Raw genomic sequence first — 20,768 nt, 5'->3', positions numbered from 1 at the left:
TTTAAACCCTATCCTTTGTTTGAATTAATGAAAGATCACTTTGATAAACATAACTATCACCAATTTCTTTTAATAATACTAATGATAATTTTTTATTTATATTCTTCTTGTCAAGACTGATTGCCCCTACTAGATCACTTGTTTTTAAATCACTATGAGTAGGTAAATTATATTTAAGACAGATCGCTTCGATTATATCACTAGTCCCCTCAGGTGATAAACCTTTTTCTTCAGCAATTTTTGTTAATTGAACCATTCCGATTGCAACAGCCTCACCATGAGAATATGTCTGATAATGATAATACTGTTCAATCGCATGTCCTAATGTGTGACCAAAGTTTAATAATAGGCGATCACCAAAATCAAACTGATCACGTTCTACGACATCGCGCTTAATATCAACACAACGATAAATTATCTCATCAATATCTTGATAAAGTTCATCAAAATTCTGATAATTATTTAATTTATCAAATAAAGCCCGATCTTTAATACAACCATATTTAATTACTTCCCCCATCCCATCATTAATAAAGCGTTTAGGTAAAGTTTTTAACGTATTTGGGTCAATTAAAACCATCTTAGGATGATAAAAAGCCCCAATAAGATTTTTGCCCTCTGGCAGATCTACCGCCACTTTTCCCCCTACAGATGAATCTACCTGTGCTAAAAGCGACGTTGGAATTTGGACAAGCTTGACCCCTCTTAAATAAGAGGCCGCTACAAATCCCGCTAGATCACCAATTACGCCACCACCTAAAGCAATGATCAAATCAGTTCTTGTTAGTTTAAAATCCAACAAAGCTTTATATAGCGATGGTAAAATATCAAACCGTTTAGACTGTTCCCCATGTAAAACTGTTACATGCTCCACGATAAAATCTTTATTCAAGACATTAGTTAAAAGATCCCCATAATAGCTATATACCTGATCATCGGAAATAATCATGATCTTATTACCCTGATAAATTTGTTTAATATATTTATCAGCCTGATTCAAAATCCCTTTTTCAATATAAATTGGATAACTATTATCCTTTAACGCAACTGTCAAATCCATCGCTATATCTCCTCCTAAAATTTATTATACTTTCTTACCGACAACTTCAGCTATCTTACTGATTTGTTTTAATAACTTCTCATATTTCTCTGGTCTCAATGACTGTGGTCCATCACATAACGCCTTTTCAGGATCGTTATGCACTTCTATCATCAATCCATCTGCTCCACCTGCTACTGATGCTTTTGCCATTGGTTCCACTAACCACCATTTCCCTCCAGCGTGACTTGGATCGATTACGATCGGTAAATGTGTTAGTTTCTTCACTACTGGAATTGCTTGTAGATCTAATGTGTTTCTTGTATAGCTTTCAAATGTTCTGATCCCTCTTTCACATAATATTACGTTTGGATTCCCGCTGGCCATGATATATTCTGCCGACATGATCCATTCTTCAAATGTTGCACTTAATCCTCTTTTTAATAAGATCGGTTTTTTTGTCCCTGCTCCTACTTTCTTTAATAAATCAAAGTTTTGCATATTTCTTGCTCCGATTTGAATCAAATCCACTTTTTCATTAAATTCTTCAAGATACTGTGCATCCATTAATTCTGAACAGATTGGCAGACCAGTTGCTTTTTTAGCAGCTACCAAAATATCAAGTCCTGAAGATCCCATTCCCTGGAATGCATATGGTGAAGTTCTTGGTTTGAAAGCTCCACCGCGTAAAATATTAGCTCCGGCTGCTTTAACAGCTTTAGCAACTTCGATTACCTGTTCTTCACTTTCTACCGAACAAGGCCCTGCGATCAACGCTAGATTTTCACCACCGACTTTAACTCCTGATACATCGATGATCGTATCATCTGGATGAAATGCCCGATTCGCTAATTTATATGGTTCTGATACACGCATTACATGATCTACTGCCTCATCTACTTCAATAGCTCGTGGATCAACTCGTGTTGTATCACCAATAATACCAATTATTGATTGTCCAGTTCCATGAACAACACTTACTCTTAACCCCTTATCAGTGACAATTTTTGATACTTTTTCGACGTCTTTATCTGTTGCCGTCATTTTCATTACAATAATCATTTTTTTATTCCCCTTTATTATTTATTTCAACCCTGTATATAAATAAAAGCCCTCTTCCTAAAAGGACGAGAGCCTATGCTTCGTGATACCACCTTAGTTCATCAATATATTACTATATTGATCTCATCAAGTACGCTAATTACTATTAGTACATACTCTTACACGTTAACGGGTGTCACCGGAGAGACCTACTACTAACGATTCAGTCCTCTACTCCAAGATGAATTCAATATTATCTAATAGACTCTTTTCCACCAAACAAGAGCTCTCTATCCTATTTCCAATATCTACTATTTCTTTTCACAGTATTTATACCAGATGTTGTTGCAATTATTGTATACAATAAAATTAATTATGTCAACACATTTTATAAAAAGTTTTTATTTCTCAAAATATTAGTCCATATGAGTCTACACAATTTTGGCGGTTATCGACGTTTAAATACGATATAATCATATTATATAAGGAGGGGGCTTTATGAATAATATCGATACAACTTTAATTGGCAAATACATTAAAAGTATTCGTCTATCAAAAGGCTGGTCACAAGCAAAACTCGAATATCTATCAGGAATATCTGCTTCATCTATTAGCAATATTGAACATGGTAATAAAGGTATCTCTTATAATATGTCAATTCCAGCAATCGTAAAGATAGCTCATGCTTTTCAAATGAGTTTTTATGATATTCTTAATGATTCAGGTTTTCTATCATATATCGGTGATCAGCAATTCGCTCAAAACAAATCACAAATTTACATAACCAACCATGAGCTTATAAATCTGTTCAATCGTCTTAGTCCTAGTGAGCAACAAAAATTTGTTAAAGAAATTTACTTACGTGTCGAATTATCCGATAAACAAAAACAACAAAATATGTTCAAAAAACTTTAAGTGATGAGTTTCATCACCTTTTTTTATTTAAAACTTCTCTTATAATAACATTATTTATTCTTTAATGATCTTAATACAACAAATATTTACTATTTTTAATTCGTTTTTCATAATTTTGATTAAATATTGCAAAAAATATAACTTTTAACCATAATTCGACAAAATTAGCCATCAAAATATGTCATAATACTAATTGTAAAGAGAAACCACTTTACATTCTCATGAGTAAAGATTTTCTTATATAAGTAAATAAAAAAAGTCAACATTACATTGACTAATTTACAAATGGTGCCCAAGACCGGACTCGAACCGGTACAGTATCGCTACCGACGGATTTTGAGTCCGTTGCGTCTACCAATTTCGCCACTTGGGCAACTACCGATAACTATTATAAATAATTTTAATTATAAAATCAATAGAAAATTAAAATATTTGTTTATTTATTTTAAAATATTTATTAATATTATTAAATTAGAAACTAAAATACATTAAATTTAACAAATAGTATTGACGAATTAATTAAAATAACGTATTTTTAATAGTAATTTAACTAGATAAATTTATAAATAGATGGAGTAATAATTATGGAACATGATAAAATTTTAAATGAACTTAATGAAATAACTAATTCGCTAGATGCAACTACTGAAACTTTGATCGGATTACAAGAAAATGCTAAATTTGAAGAAGCTATCAAAAAGATCGATATAGATTTATATCTTGAATTACCAATCCAGGAATTAAGCAGACTTGCTAATCGTCTAGCAAATCTCACTAACGAACTATCAAAATAACAGACAAGCGCTTGCTTGTCTGTTATCTTGATGACTGATAGAAGGTAAACTATGAACGAACTATTTAAACAACGCATGAAAAAACTTTTACAAGATGACTATGAAAACTTCGAAAAAGCATTACTACAAAAACCAGTAAAAAGTTTTTATCTAAATCCTTTAAAAAAAGATGCCATTTCTCATTTAGAGCAACACTTCTTGACCCCACATCCATATATCAAAAATGCCTATTTCTTTGACTATGATAACTACCCTCTTGGTAAACATCCTTATTTCAATTGTGGTCTTTATTATATCCAGGAACCTAGTGCAATGGCTGTAGCTAATTGCGTTGATTTTAAAGAAGATGATTACGTTTTAGATATGTGCGCAGCGCCAGGTGGTAAAACCTGTTTTACCGCAAGTCAATTAAGTGATCAAGGACTTATGATCGCTAACGACATCAATAAACTAAGAGCAGGCATTTTATCAGAAAATATTGAACGTTTCGGAATTAAAAATACTATTGTTACTAATTGTGATCCTGTAAAATTAGAGAAATATTTCAATAATTTTTTTGATAAGATCATTCTTGATGCTCCCTGCTCTGGTGAAGGAATGTTTCGCAAACTTGATCAAGCTGTTAAAACCTGGTCGATCGATAAAATAAATGAATGTGCTTATATTCAAAGAAAACTCATTGATAGTGCCTATAAAATGTTGAAAAATGACGGTATTTTAATTTATTCAACTTGTACATACTCTTTAGAAGAAAACGAAGAACAAGTCGATTACATGGTCAAACAATTAAACATGGAATTATTAGCAATAAAAAAACAGCCGGGCATGACTTCAGGTTATCAAAATGACAAAGTTGTAAGAATGTATCCTCATCTAAACAAAGGTGAAGGACAGTTTATTGCTTTATTAAAAAAACACGATGAAGAAAGTAAAATCAGTAAAATCAAATTATTAAAACCAAACATTAATAAAGAACAGCTTGATTTAATCAACAAATTCTATCTTGACAACTTGAAGGTAACGGTACCACCTTTACTATACAACTCAAATAATCATATTTATGCTATATTACCACAATTTCCTGAATTAAAAGGTATCAGAGTCCTAAGAACTGGTCTATATTTGGGCGAATGTAAAAAAGGACGTTTTGAACCAAGTCACTCTTTAGCTTTAACATTAACTAAAAATGATGTAAAGCGTTATTATGATTATAAAGCTGATGACAAAGAGATAACTAAATATCTTCATGGGGAAACTTTATTAGGGACTAACCAAAAAGGCTATGGTTTGATTTTAGTTGATGGTTATCCATTGTCTTTTTATAAAGAAAGTAACAATCAGATAAAAAATTTATATCCAAAGGGGTTAAGACGATGAATCGCTATTATGTTATAAAAGATGAAGTATATCATATTTTAAATACAGAATGTTCAAAAAGTAATCGTCAAGAAGCTATCGAGCATTTATCTAATGTTGCTAATATGGCTGTTTTTTTAGCCAAGATGGAAAAACTCGATTTAGAATTAGCAGCTATTATTGGAATTCTTCATGATCTAGCTGCCTATAAATTTAATTCTCACTTCGATCATGCCAATCGAAGTAGTATGCTAGCTAAAAATATTTTGACTAATAGTAAATTATTTACGGATGATGAAATCATCCTTATCGTCACAGCCATTAAAAATCATTCCTTTAAAGAAAAAAAAGATGATGACTATAGTGAATTAATAAAAAATGCGGACTTATTAGTCCAGCATTTAAATGATCCTAATGCCATCTTTTCAATAGACAAACAGCTCAGATTAGAAAATATTTTTAATTCTTTACAAAAGCTTCAATAATTGGCGCTAATTTAGTACTATTAACAACATAACTGCTATGATTTTCTTTAGGCAAGATCAATAATTGACTACCACTAATATGATGAGCAATATTAAAGGTATGTCCTTCTTTGATCATATCATTACTACCCGCTAGAACTAAAGTTCTAGCTTTTATTTTATGTAAAAGATAATGACTAATATGAGGCTGTTCTAACATCAGTTTAATTTTAGGATCTTTCTTTAATGCATAAATTATTTTCATTTGCCAGTAAATGTGCTTTTTTAAACCTTGAGGCTCTATATTTGCCCCACTGATAATCAAATCACTAATTAAATCACTTTGGCTTGCAACAAGTAAACCGACGATTCCGCCATCACTGAAACCATAATAAATAACATCTTTTAATCCTAAACAGTTTATAAATGCCATAATATCATCAGCCATTGCCTGATAACTATATACTTTAACTTTAGAACTTTTTCCATGACCGCGACTATCAATACAATAACATTTAAAATTATCTTTTAAAACCGCAACCAGATCATCAAAAATATGATGATCTTCGCCATTACCATGAACTAATATTAAATTTCTTCCTTTTCCTTTAACTTCATAAAACAGCTCTATTCCATTTACTTCAAGTATCATATTAAACTCCTCATATAATTCTTAATCAATATAATTATAACACAAAAAAGGGATTTTCTATCCCTTTGTGTGTTCTTTAATACAAGCTTCAATTCGATCATGAACAATTTTAGCAATTTCATTTGTATGTAAATCTTTATATTCATCATAATACAAAGGTTTTAAATAATGAATCTTAGCCGTTGTTTTTTTTATGGTGTTATTATCAAAAACCTTATAACAATCAATCATAGCTACTGGAACAATAGGAGCTTTTGCCTTTACCGCAATCTTAAAAGTTCCCCCTTTAAATTCTAAAATATTATTTCCATTTTTACTTCTCGTCCCTTCAGGAAAAACAAAGAAATTTTCCCCCTTAGCAACCTCATTAGAAACATATTTAATTACTCTTGCACTATCACGAACATTACTACGATCCATAGGAACATATTCAAGCATTTTAATAACATCTTTAACTAAAATCGTTGATGCAAGTTCCTTTTTTACGATTGCCCTGATCGGTCTTTCATGAGTTTGAAAAATTGCTAGTGGATCATATAGCCCCTGATGATTAGGCGCTAACAAATACCCTGATCGATCTGGTAAATTTTCTAAACCATAACACTCAAGTTCAACTCGAGCTTTTTTACTGATAATTGCTACAACACGGTGAATAAAGCCATAACGTTTTTGTAGAGTATAATTTTCAATATGCTTATACTTATTTACTTTATATCCCCACCAGTAAGGCAGTTTTAAAATAACTCTAATTACGATCATGATAATTCTTTTCATTACTTACTACCTCGCTTATATATTTGTAAAGTAAATGTTTCAAACGCTTTTTGTTCTACTAAATGATAATCATATTCATCAAAATTAGGAAAATATGTCTCACCAGTATGCTTACCAGGAATTCTCGATATCAATAATTGATCAGCGATTGGTAAACATTGACGATATATCGAAGCACCTCCAGAAATGAACAAATCTTCACCACTTTGACGATACTCTTCGATCACTTCTTCTAAAGAATTGCGAATCTCAACGCGATCATCTTCAAACGGCTCTAAACTAACAACGATCGTTTTACGATTAGGCAACGGTCTACCAATCGCCTTATACGTAGTAAGTCCCATCAAAATTGTCTTATTAACAGTTGTTGCTTTAAAATGTTTAAGATCTTCAGGAACATTCCAAGGCATTCCATTAAAGGAATCCTTCTTACCAATTAATAAATCTTCATCTGTCGCTACAATAATACTAATCATTACACACTTACCTTTCCAACTAATCTACCATAACTTTGATAGTCTTCAATTTTAATATCTTCAATTCGATAATCAAAAATAGATTTAACTTCCGGATTTAAGACAAGTTTGCATTTAGGCAATGGCTCTCTTGAAATCTGTTCTTTGATTACATCGATATGATCTTTATAAATATGCGCATCGCCAATCGTATGCACAAATTCCTTAGCTTCATAACCACAGGTTTTAGCAAGCATCTCCGTCATTAAAGCATAGGAAGCAATATTAAAAGGCACTCCTAAAAAAATATCCGCGCTACGTTGATATAATTGGCAAGATAAATACTTTTTATCAGCACTAACATAAAATTGTAAAAAAGCATGACATGGCGGTAAAGCCATATTATCAACTTGTACAGGATTCCAAGCACATATAATATGTCTTCTTGAAAAAGGATTATTTTTTAAACTGTCCACTAATTTAGCTAACTGGTCTACCCCTTCATAATTAAAATTACGCCATTGAGCCCCATACACCGGTCCTAGATCCCCGTATTTTAAAACAAAAGAATCATCTTCTGGTAACTTTTTAATTTTATCAACAAATTCTTCAAGTGTTTCCCCTTGATAATCAGCAGATTTTTTGTAAGTCTCATATGGCCAATCATTCCAGATCTTAACATTGCGATCAACCAAATACTTAATATTAGTATCGCCTTTAATAAACCACAACAATTCTTCAGCAATAGGTCTAATAAACATTTTTTTCGTTGTCATTAAAGGAAAACCATCTCTTAAATCGTAACGTGTCTGATATCCAAAGACACTTCTCGTTCCAGTTCCCGTACGATCATCACGATCTTCTCCATTTTCTAAAACATATTTACACATCTCTAAGTATTGTTTCATCTTTTACACCTCGAATGATATTGTACAATAAAAATTCATCTTAATAAACTAAAAAAACACTTTTATCTAAAAAGTGCTTATGTTTTGTTCATCTTATTATAATGACGCAAAGAAGTTTTTATGGATTTCATAATATCAATAATCAACTTTAATTCATTGGGATTACAATCTGACAAAAGATCATTGACTTCATCAATATATATCCTCTCAGCCTCGATTAAACTGTCACATAGCAAAAAATCAGCAGAAACCGCTAATGCATTTGCAATACTAATCAAAGTTGGCAAACTTAATTTAGTTGCTCCGCGTTCAATATGTGAAATATTTGTCGGAGAAATGTTTGAAATCTCAGCCAATGTCTGTTGAGAAAGATTTTGAGAAATCCGCTCTTCTCTTATTCTTTTGCCAATAAGTTTGTAATCAATTTTCATCATAATTCCTCCAATGATTTAATTGTATCTTTGAAAAAGATATCTTAAAATATATTGCACATCCCATTAGGATACATAATATATTATTCCCGTTTTTTATTATTTTTATTCATTGGTTTTTTACTATATATATTTAAATTTAACTATGTTATAATTTAACAATATTAGTCATTTTGTAACAATTAGTTAATATTTAAATGCTATGATAGAGCAGAAAGGATGATCACGATGAAAAAAGAAGCTCCTAAAATAAATACAAGATTACGTAGTCATACAATTATTGTTCCTGAATGTATCCGTAAAGCTAGCGGGATCGTAATCAATGGCAAAAGAATAAAATCATTATTATTTTCAACTGATGTTGCTGTAATTTCTAACTGCAATGCCGATGCTGTAATTGCAGTATATCCCTTTACCCCAACAATGCAGATTACTAATGCGATTATCGACGTCTCACAAAGACCTGTTTTCGCTGGCGTAGGTGGCGGAACGACTGCTGGCCCACGAGTTCGTGAAATTGCTTTAGATGCTGAATTACACGGCGCTACGGCTGTAGTATTAAATGCCCCAACTAAGACTGAATTTATTCAAGAATTATCTGACTATGTTGATATCCCTGTTGTCTTATCAATTGTATCTTTAGATGAAGACTTAGAAGAAAGAATGCTGCATTCAGGAGCAACGATCGTCAATGTTTCTGGAGGAAAAAATACTGCTGCAATCGTAAAAGAACTTCGAAAGATATCAGCAGACTTTCCAATTATTGCAACCGGTGGACCATCAGTTGCAACTATTCAGGAAGTTATTGATGCAGGAGCCAATGCAGTTACTTACACCCCACCTTCAAATGGCGATATCTTTAAATTGATGATGGAAGAATATCGACAACGTTGCCATAAAGATTAAAAATAATAATTTTAAGGGAATATAAATTCCCTTTTTATTAATAATAAAAAAGCCCTTTATCAGGGCATTTATTTTTTATCTTCGATTTGCTTATTTAACATTGTAACAAACTCATCAAAAGGAACAGTTGTTTGCGCTTGTTCACCATGTTTACGATATGTAACAGTTTTTTCATCACGCTCATTATTACCAAGAACTAACAAATATGGTACTTTCTCCATTTGTCCTTCACGAATCCGATATCCCAATTTTTCTTCACGAGCATCCATTTCTACCTTGAATCCTTCATTCTGTAATAACTCAGTTACTTCTTTTGCATATTTTAAATGGTATTCGTTATTTACTGGTAATACTTTTATTTGTACCGGTGCTAACCATAATGGGAAAACACCAGCAAAGTGTTCGATCAAGATACCAATAAATCTTTCAATTGAACCAAAGATAACACGGTGAATCATGATTGGACGAACTTTTTCACCTTTATCATCAATATATGTAATATCAAATCTTTCTGGTAAATTCATATCTAATTGAATCGTACCACATTGCCAGACTCTTCCTAAACTATCTTTAACATGGAAATCTAATTTTGGACCATAGAAAGCACCATCACCAGGGTTAACTTTATAATCCTTACCAGCTGCTTTACAAGCAGCTCCAAGAGCAGCTTCTGATTTTTCCCAAATAGCAAGATCACCAATATATTTCTTTTCTGGACGAGTTGATAATTCTATTTCATAGCTTAAATTTAAACTGCTATAAACACGATCAATAAAATTGATCAATCTAACGATTTCGCCTTCAATTTGATCTGGTGTCATATAAATATGAGCATCATCTTGAGTAAATGTTCGAACTCTAAATAAACCATTTAAAGCACCACTAGCTTCATGACGATGAACTTGACCAAGTTCTCCCATTCTAAGCGGTAAGTCTTTATAAGAATGTAAACTATTTTTATATACTAATAAACTTCCTGGACAATTCATTGGTTTAATGGCAAACTCACGATCATCAACCATACTTGTATACATGTTCTCTTTATAATTTGCCCAATGACCACTAGTTTCCCATAATTCTTGTGACATCATAATTGGTGTCTTAATAAATTCATAACCTTCTTTTGTATGTTCTTCATACCAGTATTGTTCCAAAGTGTTTCGTAAAATCATCCCTTTAGGTAAGAAAAATGGCATTCCTGGAGCATATTCACTCATCATAAATAATCCTAATTCTTTACCTAATCTTTTATGATCACGACGTTTTGCTTCTTCTAATAGATCAAGATGTTCTTGTAAAGCATCTGGTGTTTCAAAGCAGACACCATAAATTCTTTGAAGAACTTTATTTTCTTTATCCCCTTTCCAATAAGCTCCCGAATGTTTAATTAACTTAAAATTCTTACAAGCTTTAACTGTTTCCACATGAGGTCCGCGACATAAATCAACAAAGTCTCCTTGACGATAACAGCTAATGTTAGTACCATCTTCAAAATTATTGATTAAATCAATCTTATATTCATCATTTTTAAACATTTCTAAAGCTTGTTCTTTAGTAATTTCTTCACGAACGATACGTTTACCATCTTTACAAATTTTTTTCATTTCTTTTTCGATTTTAGCGATATCCTCATCTTTAATAACATCATCACCTAAATCAACATCATAATAAAATCCCTCACTAACTACTGGTCCTACCCAAAATTTAGCTTGAGGATATAAATGTTTAATTGCTTGAGCCATTACATGAGCACAAGAATGATTTAAAACACTTAATTTTGCATCTTCTTTAAAATCAATCATTTTTCTTCTCCTATCCAGAAACGTAAATATGTTTCTTTACTTTCTTTATCATAATATTCATTTTCTAATTTACCGCCACATTTTTCAATCGTTTTTCTAGAAGCTGTATTTTCTTTATTACATGTAATTAAAATTGGATAAATATCCCATTTTTTACAGATTCCAATTGCTTCTTTTAACATTGCTGTAGCATAACCTTTTTTTCTTTGACTCGGGGCAACACTATAGCCAATGTGACCACCTCTTTTTAATAAGAATTCATTTAAACAGTGTCGAATATTGATTACCCCAACTATTTTATCACCTTCAATATAAAAATAGACCGTATCAGGTACAAAACCATCTTTTAAATTAATTCCTAAATGATTTTGTTTTTCTCTTTTAAGCCAATCTTCATATTCATTAAAATTTTGATTTCCACCGACACCATTGATATATTCTTCACCATAAGCAAAAGTCTCATTCATATAAGCTAAGATCATTTCACGGTGTTCGATACTAGGATAAACTAATATAGCCATGCCATCCCTCCTTTTAAATAAAAAACTCTCATCCAAAGGACGAGAGTATCGTGGTACCACCTTAATTTGTTATTAAATAACCTCAAAGCTATAACGCGCTACCGACATTCTCTTTCGAGTGTTGCATATCAGGGAGTACCTAAATAGCCTCATCAAGACTTGCACCAACCGTCTTTTCTCTAAATCAAAGCACTATCTAGACATATCCTAAATCATCGCATCTTATTTACTCTTTTAATTCTACTCATTTATTGACTAAAGTCAACAAATTTGTTTATTTAACTTTATCATTTTGCTTAGCCAAATACTCCATTCTAATATTATCAGTCTCTTTTTTAAATGCTCGATAAACATATTTTGAAGGCATTTTATCAAACATCGTTAAAGTATTACATTTTAAGCAATATATACCTGGAATATTACGAACATTTATCTTTTTGATCCAATCTCCTTGTGCTTTACATATACCACATTCATTCGTATTTTGTGGTTCAACTATCTGTATTCTCATTTTCATCACCCATCATACAGTATGCACTAATAAAACTAAAATTATTGTCAAATAAAGACATGTCCTGCTACTTAACTGTATTAACTAATTTTTTTAAATCTTTAACTTCCTGAGGTTTTAAAATTCGATATTTTCCTGGTGTCAATCCTTTTAAATTCACACAACCTATACTAACACGATGCAATCTTTTAACTGGATGTCCGACACTTTCAAACATCTTTTTTACTTGACGATTTTTACCTTCTACCAGCTTTATTTTTAACATTGTCGTCTTATGTTCAATATCTTTACCAACAACTTTGATTTTACAAGGCAATGTTTTTACTCCCTCTAAATAAACTCCTTTTTCCAATTTATTTAGTGTTGAACCGGTAATCAATCCCTTAATAGAAACTTCATAGATTTTTTCCAAATGTGAGCGTGGATGCATGATCATATTTGCAAACTCTCCATCATTAGACATGATAATCAAACCAGTAGTATCAAAATCTAATCGTCCTACTGGATATATTCTTTCTTTTACATCTGTAAAATAATCTGTAATAATTGGTCGATCGAACTCATCATCTAAAGTACAAACACATCCTTTAGGTTTATAAAATACATAATATACTTTATTTTCCCCTACTATCGGTTTACCATCAACAGTGATAAAATCTCCTTTTTTTACTTTAGTTCCTAACTCATCAACTACTTGGCCATTTACTTTAACTTTACCTTGAACAATTAAATCTTCAGCTTTTCTTCGCGACGTATAACCGCTGGCAGCAATTACTTTTTGCAATCTTTCCATGTTTCTCACCTACTTCGTATACATTATACTGAAATGTAAATTAAAAGCAATAATATCAGAAACTAATTTTTAATATTTATTAAATAATCGGATATCTCTTTAACAAAAAATTTTTTTACGATAAAATATAATTATAAAAGACTTGGAGGAAATATTATGAGAGGAATTTATTCATCATTAACTAAGATTCGACGAAAAGTTTTCGTCGAAGTTGCAAAACTCGCTTATGAAGGTAATGATTATAGTCGGATTGAAGATCTGCCCTATAAAATAATCCCTGGCGAAATTGCAACTTATCGTGATAGTATCTTTTTAGAACGGGCAATCGTCGGTGAACGTCTCCGTCTAACAATGGGGTTATCATTACGTCCGATCGATAAGCCGGCTCCGATTTCTAAAGGTATTGAAGATAGCATTATTGCCGATAAATATTATGAACCACCACTTATTAACATCATTAAATTTGCCTGTAATAAATGTGCTGAAAAAAAATTTGAGGTAAGCAATGGATGTCAAGCTTGTTTGGCTCACCCCTGCATGGAAATTTGTCCTAAAAAAGCAATAAGCTTTAAAGAAGGGAAAGCTTATATCGATCAGGACAAATGTATCAAATGCGGCTTGTGCAAAAACGTCTGTCCTTATGATGCTATTTTAAAAAAAGAACGTCCTTGTGCCAAAGCCTGCGGGATGAATGCGATTGAATCTGATGAATATGGTAATGCCCATATCAATTACGATAAATGCGTTTCTTGTGGAATGTGTTTAGTTAGTTGTCCATTTGGTGCAATTGCTGACAAAAGTCAAATCTTTCAACTGATTCAAGCAATAAAAGAAGGTGATGAAATCATCGCTGCCGTTGCCCCAGCTTTTATTGGACAATTCGGAGCTAAAGTAACCCCAGAGATCCTAAAAAAAGCAATGCAGGAACTTGGTTTTAAAGATGTTGTCGAAGTTGCCATCGGTGCAGATCTATGTACCATCGATGAAGCTAAGGATTTCTTAGAAAAGGTACCAGATAAACAGCCTTTTATGGCTACTTCCTGCTGTCCTTCATGGTCAATGATGGCCAAGAAAGAATTCCCAGAATTTAAATCGTATATTTCGATGGCTCTTACCCCAATGGTATTGACGGCACGTTTAATCAAGGAAAAGCATCCTAACAGCAGAGTTGTTTTTATTGGTCCTTGTGCCGCTAAAAAGTTGGAAGCTTCTAGAAAATCAGTTCGTAGTGAAGTTGATTTTGTTTTAACTTTTGAAGAAATAGGAGCAATGTTTGAAGCTAAAGGAATTGATTTTGCATCTTTACAGCCTAACGAAGATGATCCGTTTACCCAAGCTAGCAGTGATGGTCGCGGTTTTGCCATAAGCGGTGGTGTAGCTAAAGCTGTTGTTAACTGTATTAAAGCTAAAGACCCTGAACGTGAGGTATTAGTAGAATCTGCAGAAGGCTTAGAAAACTGTAAAAAAATGTTGAATCTTGCTAAAAAAGGAAAATACGATGGTTACCTTCTTGAAGGGATGGCTTGTCCAGGGGGATGTGTCGCTGGAGCTGGAACTCTTCTTCCAATCAATCGTGCAACGATGGCAGTTAAAAAATACACTAGTACTTCTGATAAATTAAATGCTAATGATTCTAAATATAAAGAATATTTAGATTTATTAATTGAAAAGTACAAATGATATTAAAAATGCGCAATCAATTAGATTGCGTATTTTTTAATCATATTTTTTTATTTCTACTGTTTGTTTATCAAAATCAATAAATGTTTGAAAAGCATATCGATTTTCATCTTCATCCCAGATTTCGACAAACTTAGGCGTTACTTCAATCAATATTTCACTATCTTCATGGCTATAAGCATTATAGCTTTGCCATAAATATTTTTTATATAATTTTTCAAATTTACGCCCTGGTTCTTCAACAACTAAACCTAGATTTTTAGCTAGTCCTTCTACTTGAACACCGCCCGTACATAAAGCTACTTGAGGATTTTTAAATAATTGCTGCGTTTTTCTAAAATTCTTATCTGTTTTAAAATAAATCTTATCATCATAAAATAAACAACTTACATTTCTAACCATTACATAATCATTTACACTAGAAGCAAGTGCCATGATCTTCCAATCTCCAAGTTTTTTAAACAACAATGCTTTTCCTTCATTAAACTCCATCTCTTTTCCTCCCTATTTAATATAATTTTTAATGACTGAACTAATTTTTTTATAAATTATAAATGTAATAAAACACACTACTGCATTTTTAATAAGATTAAAAGGTACGATTCCTAAAATAACTAATTTAAATGTACTATCAACATACGGATTGACCGCTTTGCACATATCAATGATCATATCCATATTCATACCATATAATGCTACGTAAAATGGAATAATAATTACAAGATTAGTAAAAACTGCAACTATAATATTCGTTAATGCTCCTACTAACATCCCCTTTAATGCACCTTGCTTTGTTTTATTATGTTTATAAATTATGGCTGCCGGTAAAACAAGAGCAATACTTAACATCAGCCCCTGCAATTCCCCAGTAAACATTGAATTGGTACCTGACAAAACAAGCTGTAACAATATTCTAACGATAACGATCAAAATCGCTGCTATAGGCCCTAATGTAAATGCCCCGATCAATTCTGGAACACCAGCAAAATCAAAACTTAGAAAAGGCGGCATAAATGGTAATGGAAACCTAAATACCATTAAAACTGCTGATAAAGCACCAAGAACTGCAATCAATACTAACTTTTTTGTTTTTTCGTTTTTCATTTTCTTCCTCCTAAAATAAAAACCTGAAAACAATAAAAGTCTTCAGGTAGAATTCTAGAAAATGTCTTTTCTCATCCGGACTTTAACCGTCGGTGTTAGAATTTCACTAACTCAGCCATATCAATGATATGGGTCATGGACTATAACCATCGGTAGGGACTTTCACCCTGCCACAAAGACTTTATTAAATTTTGGATGATAGAAACATTATCTATTGACATCATTCTACACCTCTTTATATATAAAAGCAATTACTTTTTCTTCTAAGAAATATAAATTTATTTTTAATAATAAGCATTCGTAAATATTTAACATCATGATAAAACAATTAATATTAAATTATCAAAACGCAGGAAAAATCAAAAATTTATTTCAACATTTTTACCTAGATCTATTACCACATTAACAACAAAAAAGAATTAGATGATCATTACTGCATTCAATCAGAAATCTAAACTAAAAAATAACTATGATTCAAGTGAGCTATTATGTTAATGAAAAAAGATATTATTCATCATATAAAAGTTTTGCTCTATTTTTTAATAGTAAAACTCAAAAAATATAAAAGCAAATATATTTTACTTAAATTTCCTTCTAAACTTTATAATTTATGCATAGATTTATAGGGGTGATTAAAATGAACTATATAAAAATGATTGGCCTAATTATTTCTTTAACCTTCATGCCGCTAGATAGTGTTAAAACTGTTCCTTTTCAAGGCAAGAGTTATATAGTTATGGAAGCAAGTAATCAAATTGTAATTGAAGGTAGTAATGAAGAATATATTCAAAGTGTAGCCTCAATATCTAAAATCATGACATGTATAATTGCTATTGAAAATATGAAACTTGATACTATTATAACTGTTGATGATACTATCAACAAAGCTTGGGGAAGTGGAATCTATATACATATAGGCGATAAAATTAGTTTACGTGATCTTCTATATGGTTTGATGTTAAGAAGCGGAAATGATGCAGCTGTTATGATTGCAAAAGCAGTAGCTAAAGATATTCCTAAGTTTGTTGATATGATGAATGATAAAGCTAAAGAATTAGAGCTTCATAGCACAACTTTTTCTAATCCTACTGGTCTGGATGAAGAAGATAATGGTAATCAATCTACTGTTTATGATATGGCCAAATTAATGGCCTACTGTCATCAAAATCCTATATTTAATGAAATCGTTGGTACTAAGGAATATACAAGGGAAGATGGTAATGGAACCTGGCATAATAAAAATAAGTTATTAACTAATTATAAGTATTGTATCGGAGGAAAAACTGGTTTTACTAAAAAAGCTAAACGTACTTTGATTACGATGGCACGTAAAGATGATCTAGATTTAATTATTGTGACTTTTAATTGTGGTAATGATTTTGAGTTTCATCAAAATAAATATGAGGAATGTTATGAATTATTGAAAGAAACTAAAGTCTTTTCTAAGGGAATCGTGGAATTTAAACAACAGCAGTATTATTTAGATTTTGATATATGTGTGAATAAAAAACCTACAGATAAAGTAGATGTTTCATTTGTTGATGATCAAATAGTTGTTTCATTAAATAACCAGCCTGTTAGTAAACAAAAAGTAGTTCCATATAACTTTTTTCTTGGTTTTAAAATGATTTTAAAGGATTTATTTTATGGCTAAAGTCTTTAAATTTGGCTTAGTTTTCTTTGTTTTAACAGCCTTTGCAACTAATCATCAAAATGATATGTTTAAAGCAATATTAGAGTCTCCTAATCAAGTTTTTGAATTAATTAAAATTTTAGTTTTATCCGCATGTTTATGGAATGGTTTTTTAAATATTATCAAAGCTTCTGGTTTAATAAAGCAATTATCATTTATCTTAAAACCCATCTTAAAATTAGTTTATGGTAAAGCTGTTGAAGATCAACAAATATATCTATATTTATCTACTAATTTTATTGCTAACTTATTAGGGGTTGGTTCTTTAGCATCAATTAGTGGTCTTAAAGCAATGAAATCTTTAACTAAATATCAAACTGATCCTAAGGTTCCTTGTAAAGAAATGATGTTGTTAGTAATCATCAATACAACAGGATTATCAATAATTCCTACTACGATGATGACCTTAAGACAAAGTTACGGCAGTCATGATATTTTAGGTTTTTTTAGTTATAGTCTTATAATTGGTTTTATTATTACAGTTGTAGGAATCATTGCTAGTAAGGTGATTGAACATTATGGATAGTATTATTTTAATTATAATTTTAATTGCTTTAATAGAAGCTTGTTTTAAAAAAGTTGATATTTTTAATGAATTTATCGATGGTGTAAAAGAGGGGAGTAAATTATTAATTACTTTATTTCCAACTATGATGGCATTTATCTTATGGGTGACTTGTTTTCAAAACTGTGGCATTATCAATATCTTAGAAATCGTTTTTAAAAGTATTTTTAAAACTATAAATATCCCCATAGATATTTTTATGATGATGATCATTAGACCATTTTCATCTAATGGATCACTTAGTGTCTTAAATAATGTCTTTTTAAAATATGGTGTTGATCATCCTTATAGTATACTTGCCTCAATCATTCAAACAGGTAGTGATACAACTTTTTATGTTGTCACATTATATTTTGGCAGTATTAAATTACAAAATAACCGCTATGCCCTAAAATTAGGATTATGGTTAGATATCATTGCTTGTCTGCTGGCTATTATTAGCTTTTTGTTATTTATTAATTGATCCAAATATTATTCCTTTTTATCAACTATAAAAAATACCAGAAACAAAATCATTTTTTGCTTCTGGTTTTATCTAATCTTGATCAAAAATATTATCACTTAATAAAGAACGTATAATAACCTTGAATAAAAATAAAAATAATCACACATGGTAAAACATATTTCAAATAAGCTTTTGTCCATTTAGGAAACTTGATCCCTCTTCCCGTATTAGCCTCTTTAATAAAATTATCAAATCCCCAGCCATATCTATAAGTACAAAAAATCAAATACGCTAGTGACCCTAATGGTAAAAAATTATACGTAACTAAAAAATCCTCTAAATCCTGAACTGTAGTACCAGCTCCAAAAGGAGCAAAATCACTTAAAACATTAAAGCCTAAAGCACAAGGCAAAGATAAAACTAAAATTAAAATCAAATTAATAATCACTGCTTTTTTACGACTCCAATTAAATAAATCCATTCCAAATGAAATAATATTTTCAAACACCGCAATAATTGTCGATAAAGCCGCAAAACTCATAAAAACAAAAAATAACGTACCCCAAACCTGACCTAACCACATTTCATTAAAAATACTTGGTAACGTTATAAACACTAAACCTGGTCCGCTTCCCGGATTAACTCCAAAAGCAAAACAAGCCGGAAAAATTATCAACCCCGATAATAAAGCCACTAAAGTATCTAAAGTACATACACTTATCGTTTCACCAAACAAACGACGACTTTTATCAATATAACTGCCAAATATAGCAATTGCTCCAATTCCTAAACTAAGTGTGAAAAAAGCTTGTCCCATTGCTGCAAATATTATCTCTAATAAACCATACTGTTCAACGGCCTCAAAATTTGGAATCAAATAAAATGCTAATCCTTCACTACCTCCAGGCAGTGTAATTGCTCTAATAACTAAAATTAAAATTATTATTAACAATGAACTCATCATAATTTTAGTAATCTTTTCAACACCATTTTGAAGTCCTAGTGAACAAATACCAAAACCTATTGCAATAACTACTACCATCCAAAAAACTTGTAATAACGGATCTTGTAAAGAACTATTAAAAATATTTTCAACTTGCTGAGGTATGGCTCCTACAAAATCACCTTTGATCATTTTTACAAAATATGATAACATCCAGCCACCAACAGTTGTGTAAAACATCATTAAAACATAATTCCCTAACATCTGGAATTTCCCTATCCAATTCCAAACTTTCCCTTTTGGTTGAATTGTTTGAAAAGCTAGTGCAGCACTCTTTTGACTTGCTCTACCAACCGCAAACTCCATTGTCATAATAGGAGCTCCTAAAACAACCAAAAAAAACAAATAAATCAAAACAAATAAAGCTCCTCCATATTGACCTACAACGTATGGAAAACGCCATACATTTCCAAGTCCAATTGCACAACCTGCAGAGATTAGGATAAATCCTAATCTTGACGAAAATTTTTCTCTTTCTTTCATAACATTCTAACCCTTCTTTTAATCGTTACCTTTTAATTTTAGCCTAGTATCTATAATTTTTCAACTAAATGTTTCAAAAGTCGTACAATCGTTATAAATAAACTCATTTGCATCATCTTTATTTAATATTTACATACTTCCAATATGAGCGATATTTCCCTTTACAAGCAATTACCAAATAATTCGTATATCCAAATTCTCTTGCAATAGTTCCTTTAGCAACCTTATTAACATGAGTAAGTTTTCCATTTACAACAGCATATTTCATTTCTAGTTCCTCCTTTATATTACTTATATTATAAAGGATTTTTTTTAATCATGCTTTGAGTTACCCCCATCATAAAACCGAAAAAACGGAGTTAAAATCAATTTCTTTAATTTTCTTCAAAATAGATAAAAAGAAACTGTAAAATTACAGTTCCTTTTCAATCAA

The 20,768-nt window shown here is 31.2% G+C and carries 24 protein-coding genes, 1 tRNA gene, 1 riboswitch and 1 other annotated feature; of the genes, 9 read left to right on the top strand and 16 right to left on the bottom strand.

The annotated features are described in order from the left end of the window. Nucleotide 1: 1 nt before the first annotated feature. The gene (gene aroB / locus OC535_RS08890) at nt 2-1,060 is read right to left on the bottom strand and encodes a 3-dehydroquinate synthase (protein WP_024722365.1); all 1,059 of its coding nucleotides are present in this window, start codon (nt 1,058-1,060) and stop codon (nt 2-4) included. Between the two features lie 24 nt (nt 1,061-1,084). Next, nucleotides 1,085-2,101: a 3-deoxy-7-phosphoheptulonate synthase gene (gene aroF, locus OC535_RS08885; protein ID WP_498823612.1), complete on the bottom strand. Its 1,017-nt coding sequence runs from the start codon at nt 2,099-2,101 to the stop codon at nt 1,085-1,087. 58 nt (nt 2,102-2,159) lie between these two features. Beyond that, nucleotides 2,160-2,414: a binding site (T-box leader), on the bottom strand. Between the two features lie 164 nt (nt 2,415-2,578). Between aroF and OC535_RS08880 the strand changes: the two genes are divergently transcribed. Next, a complete protein-coding gene (locus tag OC535_RS08880; RefSeq protein WP_024722363.1) occupies nt 2,579-2,995 on the top strand; it encodes a helix-turn-helix domain-containing protein in 417 nt (138 codons plus the stop codon). 286 nt (nt 2,996-3,281) lie between these two features. Here OC535_RS08880 and OC535_RS08875 read toward each other — a convergent pair. Then, nucleotides 3,282-3,368: transfer RNA gene (locus OC535_RS08875), tRNA-Leu, on the bottom strand. Nucleotides 3,369-3,579: 211 nt separating this feature from the next. Here OC535_RS08875 and OC535_RS08870 point away from each other — a divergent pair. The 3 genes from OC535_RS08870 to OC535_RS08860 are packed head-to-tail and all read left to right on the top strand — an operon-like array spanning nt 3,580 to nt 5,630. After that, nucleotides 3,580-3,789, top strand: coding sequence for a hypothetical protein (locus OC535_RS08870; RefSeq protein WP_227053456.1), 210 nt, complete (start codon nt 3,580-3,582; stop codon nt 3,787-3,789). A 51-nt stretch (nt 3,790-3,840) separates the two neighbouring features. Then, the gene (locus OC535_RS08865; RefSeq protein ID WP_024722361.1) at nt 3,841-5,166 is read left to right on the top strand and encodes an RsmF rRNA methyltransferase first C-terminal domain-containing protein; all 1,326 of its coding nucleotides are present in this window, start codon (nt 3,841-3,843) and stop codon (nt 5,164-5,166) included. Continuing rightward, nucleotides 5,163-5,630 (top strand): HD domain-containing protein, encoded by a 468-nt coding sequence (locus OC535_RS08860; RefSeq protein WP_498823611.1) that lies wholly within the window; start codon nt 5,163-5,165, stop codon nt 5,628-5,630. Before OC535_RS08865 ends, OC535_RS08860 begins: the two co-directional genes overlap by 4 nt. Here OC535_RS08860 and OC535_RS08855 read toward each other — a convergent pair. The 5 genes from OC535_RS08855 to OC535_RS08835 all read right to left on the bottom strand — a co-directional run bounded on the left by OC535_RS08855 (nt 5,605) and on the right by OC535_RS08835 (nt 8,832). Then, nucleotides 5,605-6,261 (bottom strand): alpha/beta fold hydrolase, encoded by a 657-nt coding sequence (locus OC535_RS08855; RefSeq protein WP_024722360.1) that lies wholly within the window; start codon nt 6,259-6,261, stop codon nt 5,605-5,607. The two genes, OC535_RS08860 and OC535_RS08855, sit on opposite strands and share 26 nt — an antisense overlap. Nucleotides 6,262-6,318: 57 nt before the next feature. After that, a complete protein-coding gene (locus OC535_RS08850; protein ID WP_498823610.1) occupies nt 6,319-7,035 on the bottom strand; it encodes a lysophospholipid acyltransferase family protein in 717 nt (238 codons plus the stop codon). After that, nucleotides 7,035-7,511: a dihydrofolate reductase gene (locus OC535_RS08845; protein WP_024722358.1), complete on the bottom strand. Its 477-nt coding sequence runs from the start codon at nt 7,509-7,511 to the stop codon at nt 7,035-7,037. Before OC535_RS08845 ends, OC535_RS08850 begins: the two co-directional genes overlap by 1 nt. Next, nucleotides 7,511-8,398: a thymidylate synthase gene (gene thyA, locus OC535_RS08840; RefSeq protein ID WP_227053459.1), complete on the bottom strand. Its 888-nt coding sequence runs from the start codon at nt 8,396-8,398 to the stop codon at nt 7,511-7,513. Before thyA ends, OC535_RS08845 begins: the two co-directional genes overlap by 1 nt. Nucleotides 8,399-8,475: 77 nt before the next feature. Next, entirely contained in the window at nt 8,476-8,832 is a 357-nt protein-coding gene (locus tag OC535_RS08835) for a helix-turn-helix domain-containing protein (RefSeq protein WP_498823609.1), read from the bottom strand. Nucleotides 8,833-9,057: 225 nt separating this feature from the next. Here OC535_RS08835 and OC535_RS08830 point away from each other — a divergent pair, with 225 nt between their 5' ends. Next, on the top strand, nt 9,058-9,735 hold the full coding sequence (locus OC535_RS08830; protein WP_034595739.1) for a beta/alpha barrel domain-containing protein: 678 nt from the start codon (nt 9,058-9,060) through the stop codon (nt 9,733-9,735). Nucleotides 9,736-9,803: 68 nt separating this feature from the next. On the opposite strand, the gene thrS is transcribed toward OC535_RS08830, so the two are convergent. The 4 genes from thrS to OC535_RS08810 all read right to left on the bottom strand — a co-directional run bounded on the left by thrS (nt 9,804) and on the right by OC535_RS08810 (nt 13,362). Then, nucleotides 9,804-11,537, bottom strand: coding sequence for a threonine--tRNA ligase (thrS, locus tag OC535_RS08825; protein ID WP_498823608.1), 1,734 nt, complete (start codon nt 11,535-11,537; stop codon nt 9,804-9,806). Next, nucleotides 11,534-12,058, bottom strand: coding sequence for a GNAT family N-acetyltransferase (locus OC535_RS08820; RefSeq protein ID WP_024722354.1), 525 nt, complete (start codon nt 12,056-12,058; stop codon nt 11,534-11,536). The genes thrS and OC535_RS08820 overlap by 4 nt, the downstream gene beginning before the upstream one ends. A gap of 274 nt (nt 12,059-12,332) precedes the next feature. Further along, the gene (locus tag OC535_RS08815) at nt 12,333-12,569 is read right to left on the bottom strand and encodes a hypothetical protein (RefSeq protein ID WP_227053463.1); all 237 of its coding nucleotides are present in this window, start codon (nt 12,567-12,569) and stop codon (nt 12,333-12,335) included. 67 nt (nt 12,570-12,636) lie between these two features. Continuing rightward, nucleotides 12,637-13,362, bottom strand: a complete 726-nt coding sequence (locus OC535_RS08810) for a pseudouridine synthase (RefSeq protein WP_498823607.1) — start codon at nt 13,360-13,362, stop codon at nt 12,637-12,639. Nucleotides 13,363-13,518: 156 nt separating this feature from the next. Between OC535_RS08810 and OC535_RS08805 the strand changes: the two genes are divergently transcribed. Then, on the top strand, nt 13,519-15,042 hold the full coding sequence (locus tag OC535_RS08805; RefSeq protein WP_227053465.1) for a 4Fe-4S dicluster domain-containing protein: 1,524 nt from the start codon (nt 13,519-13,521) through the stop codon (nt 15,040-15,042). Between the two features lie 36 nt (nt 15,043-15,078). On the opposite strand, the gene OC535_RS08800 is transcribed toward OC535_RS08805, so the two are convergent. Further along, a complete protein-coding gene (locus tag OC535_RS08800; RefSeq protein ID WP_024722350.1) occupies nt 15,079-15,534 on the bottom strand; it encodes a pyridoxamine 5'-phosphate oxidase family protein in 456 nt (151 codons plus the stop codon). Between the two features lie 12 nt (nt 15,535-15,546). After that, complete coding sequence (locus OC535_RS08795; RefSeq protein ID WP_024722349.1) at nt 15,547-16,146, bottom strand: ECF transporter S component; 600 nt, start codon at nt 16,144-16,146, stop codon at nt 15,547-15,549. A 59-nt stretch (nt 16,147-16,205) separates the two neighbouring features. Continuing rightward, nucleotides 16,206-16,330, bottom strand: a riboswitch (FMN riboswitch). Nucleotides 16,331-16,783: 453 nt separating this feature from the next. Here OC535_RS08795 and OC535_RS08790 point away from each other — a divergent pair. The 3 genes from OC535_RS08790 to OC535_RS08780 are packed head-to-tail and all read left to right on the top strand — an operon-like array spanning nt 16,784 to nt 18,867. Beyond that, complete coding sequence (locus OC535_RS08790) at nt 16,784-17,800, top strand: D-alanyl-D-alanine carboxypeptidase family protein (RefSeq protein WP_227053467.1); 1,017 nt, start codon at nt 16,784-16,786, stop codon at nt 17,798-17,800. After that, complete coding sequence (locus OC535_RS08785) at nt 17,793-18,365, top strand: hypothetical protein (RefSeq protein ID WP_024722348.1); 573 nt, start codon at nt 17,793-17,795, stop codon at nt 18,363-18,365. The genes OC535_RS08790 and OC535_RS08785 overlap by 8 nt, the downstream gene beginning before the upstream one ends. Next, a complete protein-coding gene (locus OC535_RS08780) occupies nt 18,358-18,867 on the top strand; it encodes a spore maturation protein B (protein WP_227053468.1) in 510 nt (169 codons plus the stop codon). Before OC535_RS08785 ends, OC535_RS08780 begins: the two co-directional genes overlap by 8 nt. Nucleotides 18,868-18,961: 94 nt before the next feature. Here OC535_RS08780 and OC535_RS08775 read toward each other — a convergent pair whose 3' ends face one another. Continuing rightward, complete coding sequence (locus OC535_RS08775) at nt 18,962-20,335, bottom strand: sodium-dependent transporter (protein ID WP_227053469.1); 1,374 nt, start codon at nt 20,333-20,335, stop codon at nt 18,962-18,964. A 118-nt stretch (nt 20,336-20,453) separates the two neighbouring features. Beyond that, nucleotides 20,454-20,603 carry a hypothetical protein gene (locus OC535_RS08770; protein WP_164468313.1) on the bottom strand — a complete coding sequence of 50 codons (150 nt, stop codon included), beginning with the start codon at nt 20,601-20,603 and terminating at the stop codon, nt 20,454-20,456. Nucleotides 20,604-20,768 lie beyond the last annotated feature (165 nt).

The sequence above is a fragment of the Clostridium sp. Marseille-Q5894 genome, from assembly GCF_946902305.1.
Taxonomy (GTDB): domain Bacteria; phylum Bacillota_I; class Bacilli_A; order Erysipelotrichales; family Coprobacillaceae; genus Thomasclavelia.
This window is presented reverse-complemented; position numbering and strand designations above follow the sequence as displayed.

Excerpts from the sequence above, each read along its gene's own strand:
- aroB (WP_024722365.1), bottom strand. The coding sequence starts at position 1,060 with ATGGATTTGACAGTTGCGTTAAAGGATAATAGTTATCCAATTTATATT.
- aroF (WP_498823612.1), bottom strand. The coding sequence starts at position 2,101 with ATGATTATTGTAATGAAAATGACGGCAACAGATAAAGACGTCGAAAAA.
- OC535_RS08880 (WP_024722363.1), top strand. The coding sequence starts at position 2,579 with ATGAATAATATCGATACAACTTTAATTGGCAAATACATTAAAAGTATT.
- OC535_RS08870 (WP_227053456.1), top strand. The coding sequence starts at position 3,580 with ATGGAACATGATAAAATTTTAAATGAACTTAATGAAATAACTAATTCG.
- OC535_RS08865 (WP_024722361.1), top strand. The coding sequence starts at position 3,841 with ATGAACGAACTATTTAAACAACGCATGAAAAAACTTTTACAAGATGAC.
- OC535_RS08860 (WP_498823611.1), top strand. The coding sequence starts at position 5,163 with ATGAATCGCTATTATGTTATAAAAGATGAAGTATATCATATTTTAAAT.
- OC535_RS08855 (WP_024722360.1), bottom strand. The coding sequence starts at position 6,261 with ATGATACTTGAAGTAAATGGAATAGAGCTGTTTTATGAAGTTAAAGGA.
- OC535_RS08850 (WP_498823610.1), bottom strand. The coding sequence starts at position 7,035 with ATGAAAAGAATTATCATGATCGTAATTAGAGTTATTTTAAAACTGCCT.
- OC535_RS08845 (WP_024722358.1), bottom strand. The coding sequence starts at position 7,511 with ATGATTAGTATTATTGTAGCGACAGATGAAGATTTATTAATTGGTAAG.
- thyA (WP_227053459.1), bottom strand. The coding sequence starts at position 8,398 with ATGAAACAATACTTAGAGATGTGTAAATATGTTTTAGAAAATGGAGAA.
- OC535_RS08835 (WP_498823609.1), bottom strand. The coding sequence starts at position 8,832 with ATGATGAAAATTGATTACAAACTTATTGGCAAAAGAATAAGAGAAGAG.
- OC535_RS08830 (WP_034595739.1), top strand. The coding sequence starts at position 9,058 with ATGAAAAAAGAAGCTCCTAAAATAAATACAAGATTACGTAGTCATACA.
- thrS (WP_498823608.1), bottom strand. The coding sequence starts at position 11,537 with ATGATTGATTTTAAAGAAGATGCAAAATTAAGTGTTTTAAATCATTCT.
- OC535_RS08820 (WP_024722354.1), bottom strand. The coding sequence starts at position 12,058 with ATGGCTATATTAGTTTATCCTAGTATCGAACACCGTGAAATGATCTTA.
- OC535_RS08815 (WP_227053463.1), bottom strand. The coding sequence starts at position 12,569 with ATGAGAATACAGATAGTTGAACCACAAAATACGAATGAATGTGGTATA.
- OC535_RS08810 (WP_498823607.1), bottom strand. The coding sequence starts at position 13,362 with ATGGAAAGATTGCAAAAAGTAATTGCTGCCAGCGGTTATACGTCGCGA.
- OC535_RS08805 (WP_227053465.1), top strand. The coding sequence starts at position 13,519 with ATGAGAGGAATTTATTCATCATTAACTAAGATTCGACGAAAAGTTTTC.
- OC535_RS08800 (WP_024722350.1), bottom strand. The coding sequence starts at position 15,534 with ATGGAGTTTAATGAAGGAAAAGCATTGTTGTTTAAAAAACTTGGAGAT.
- OC535_RS08795 (WP_024722349.1), bottom strand. The coding sequence starts at position 16,146 with ATGAAAAACGAAAAAACAAAAAAGTTAGTATTGATTGCAGTTCTTGGT.
- OC535_RS08790 (WP_227053467.1), top strand. The coding sequence starts at position 16,784 with ATGAACTATATAAAAATGATTGGCCTAATTATTTCTTTAACCTTCATG.
- OC535_RS08785 (WP_024722348.1), top strand. The coding sequence starts at position 17,793 with ATGGCTAAAGTCTTTAAATTTGGCTTAGTTTTCTTTGTTTTAACAGCC.
- OC535_RS08780 (WP_227053468.1), top strand. The coding sequence starts at position 18,358 with ATGGATAGTATTATTTTAATTATAATTTTAATTGCTTTAATAGAAGCT.
- OC535_RS08775 (WP_227053469.1), bottom strand. The coding sequence starts at position 20,335 with ATGAAAGAAAGAGAAAAATTTTCGTCAAGATTAGGATTTATCCTAATC.
- OC535_RS08770 (WP_164468313.1), bottom strand. The coding sequence starts at position 20,603 with ATGAAATATGCTGTTGTAAATGGAAAACTTACTCATGTTAATAAGGTT.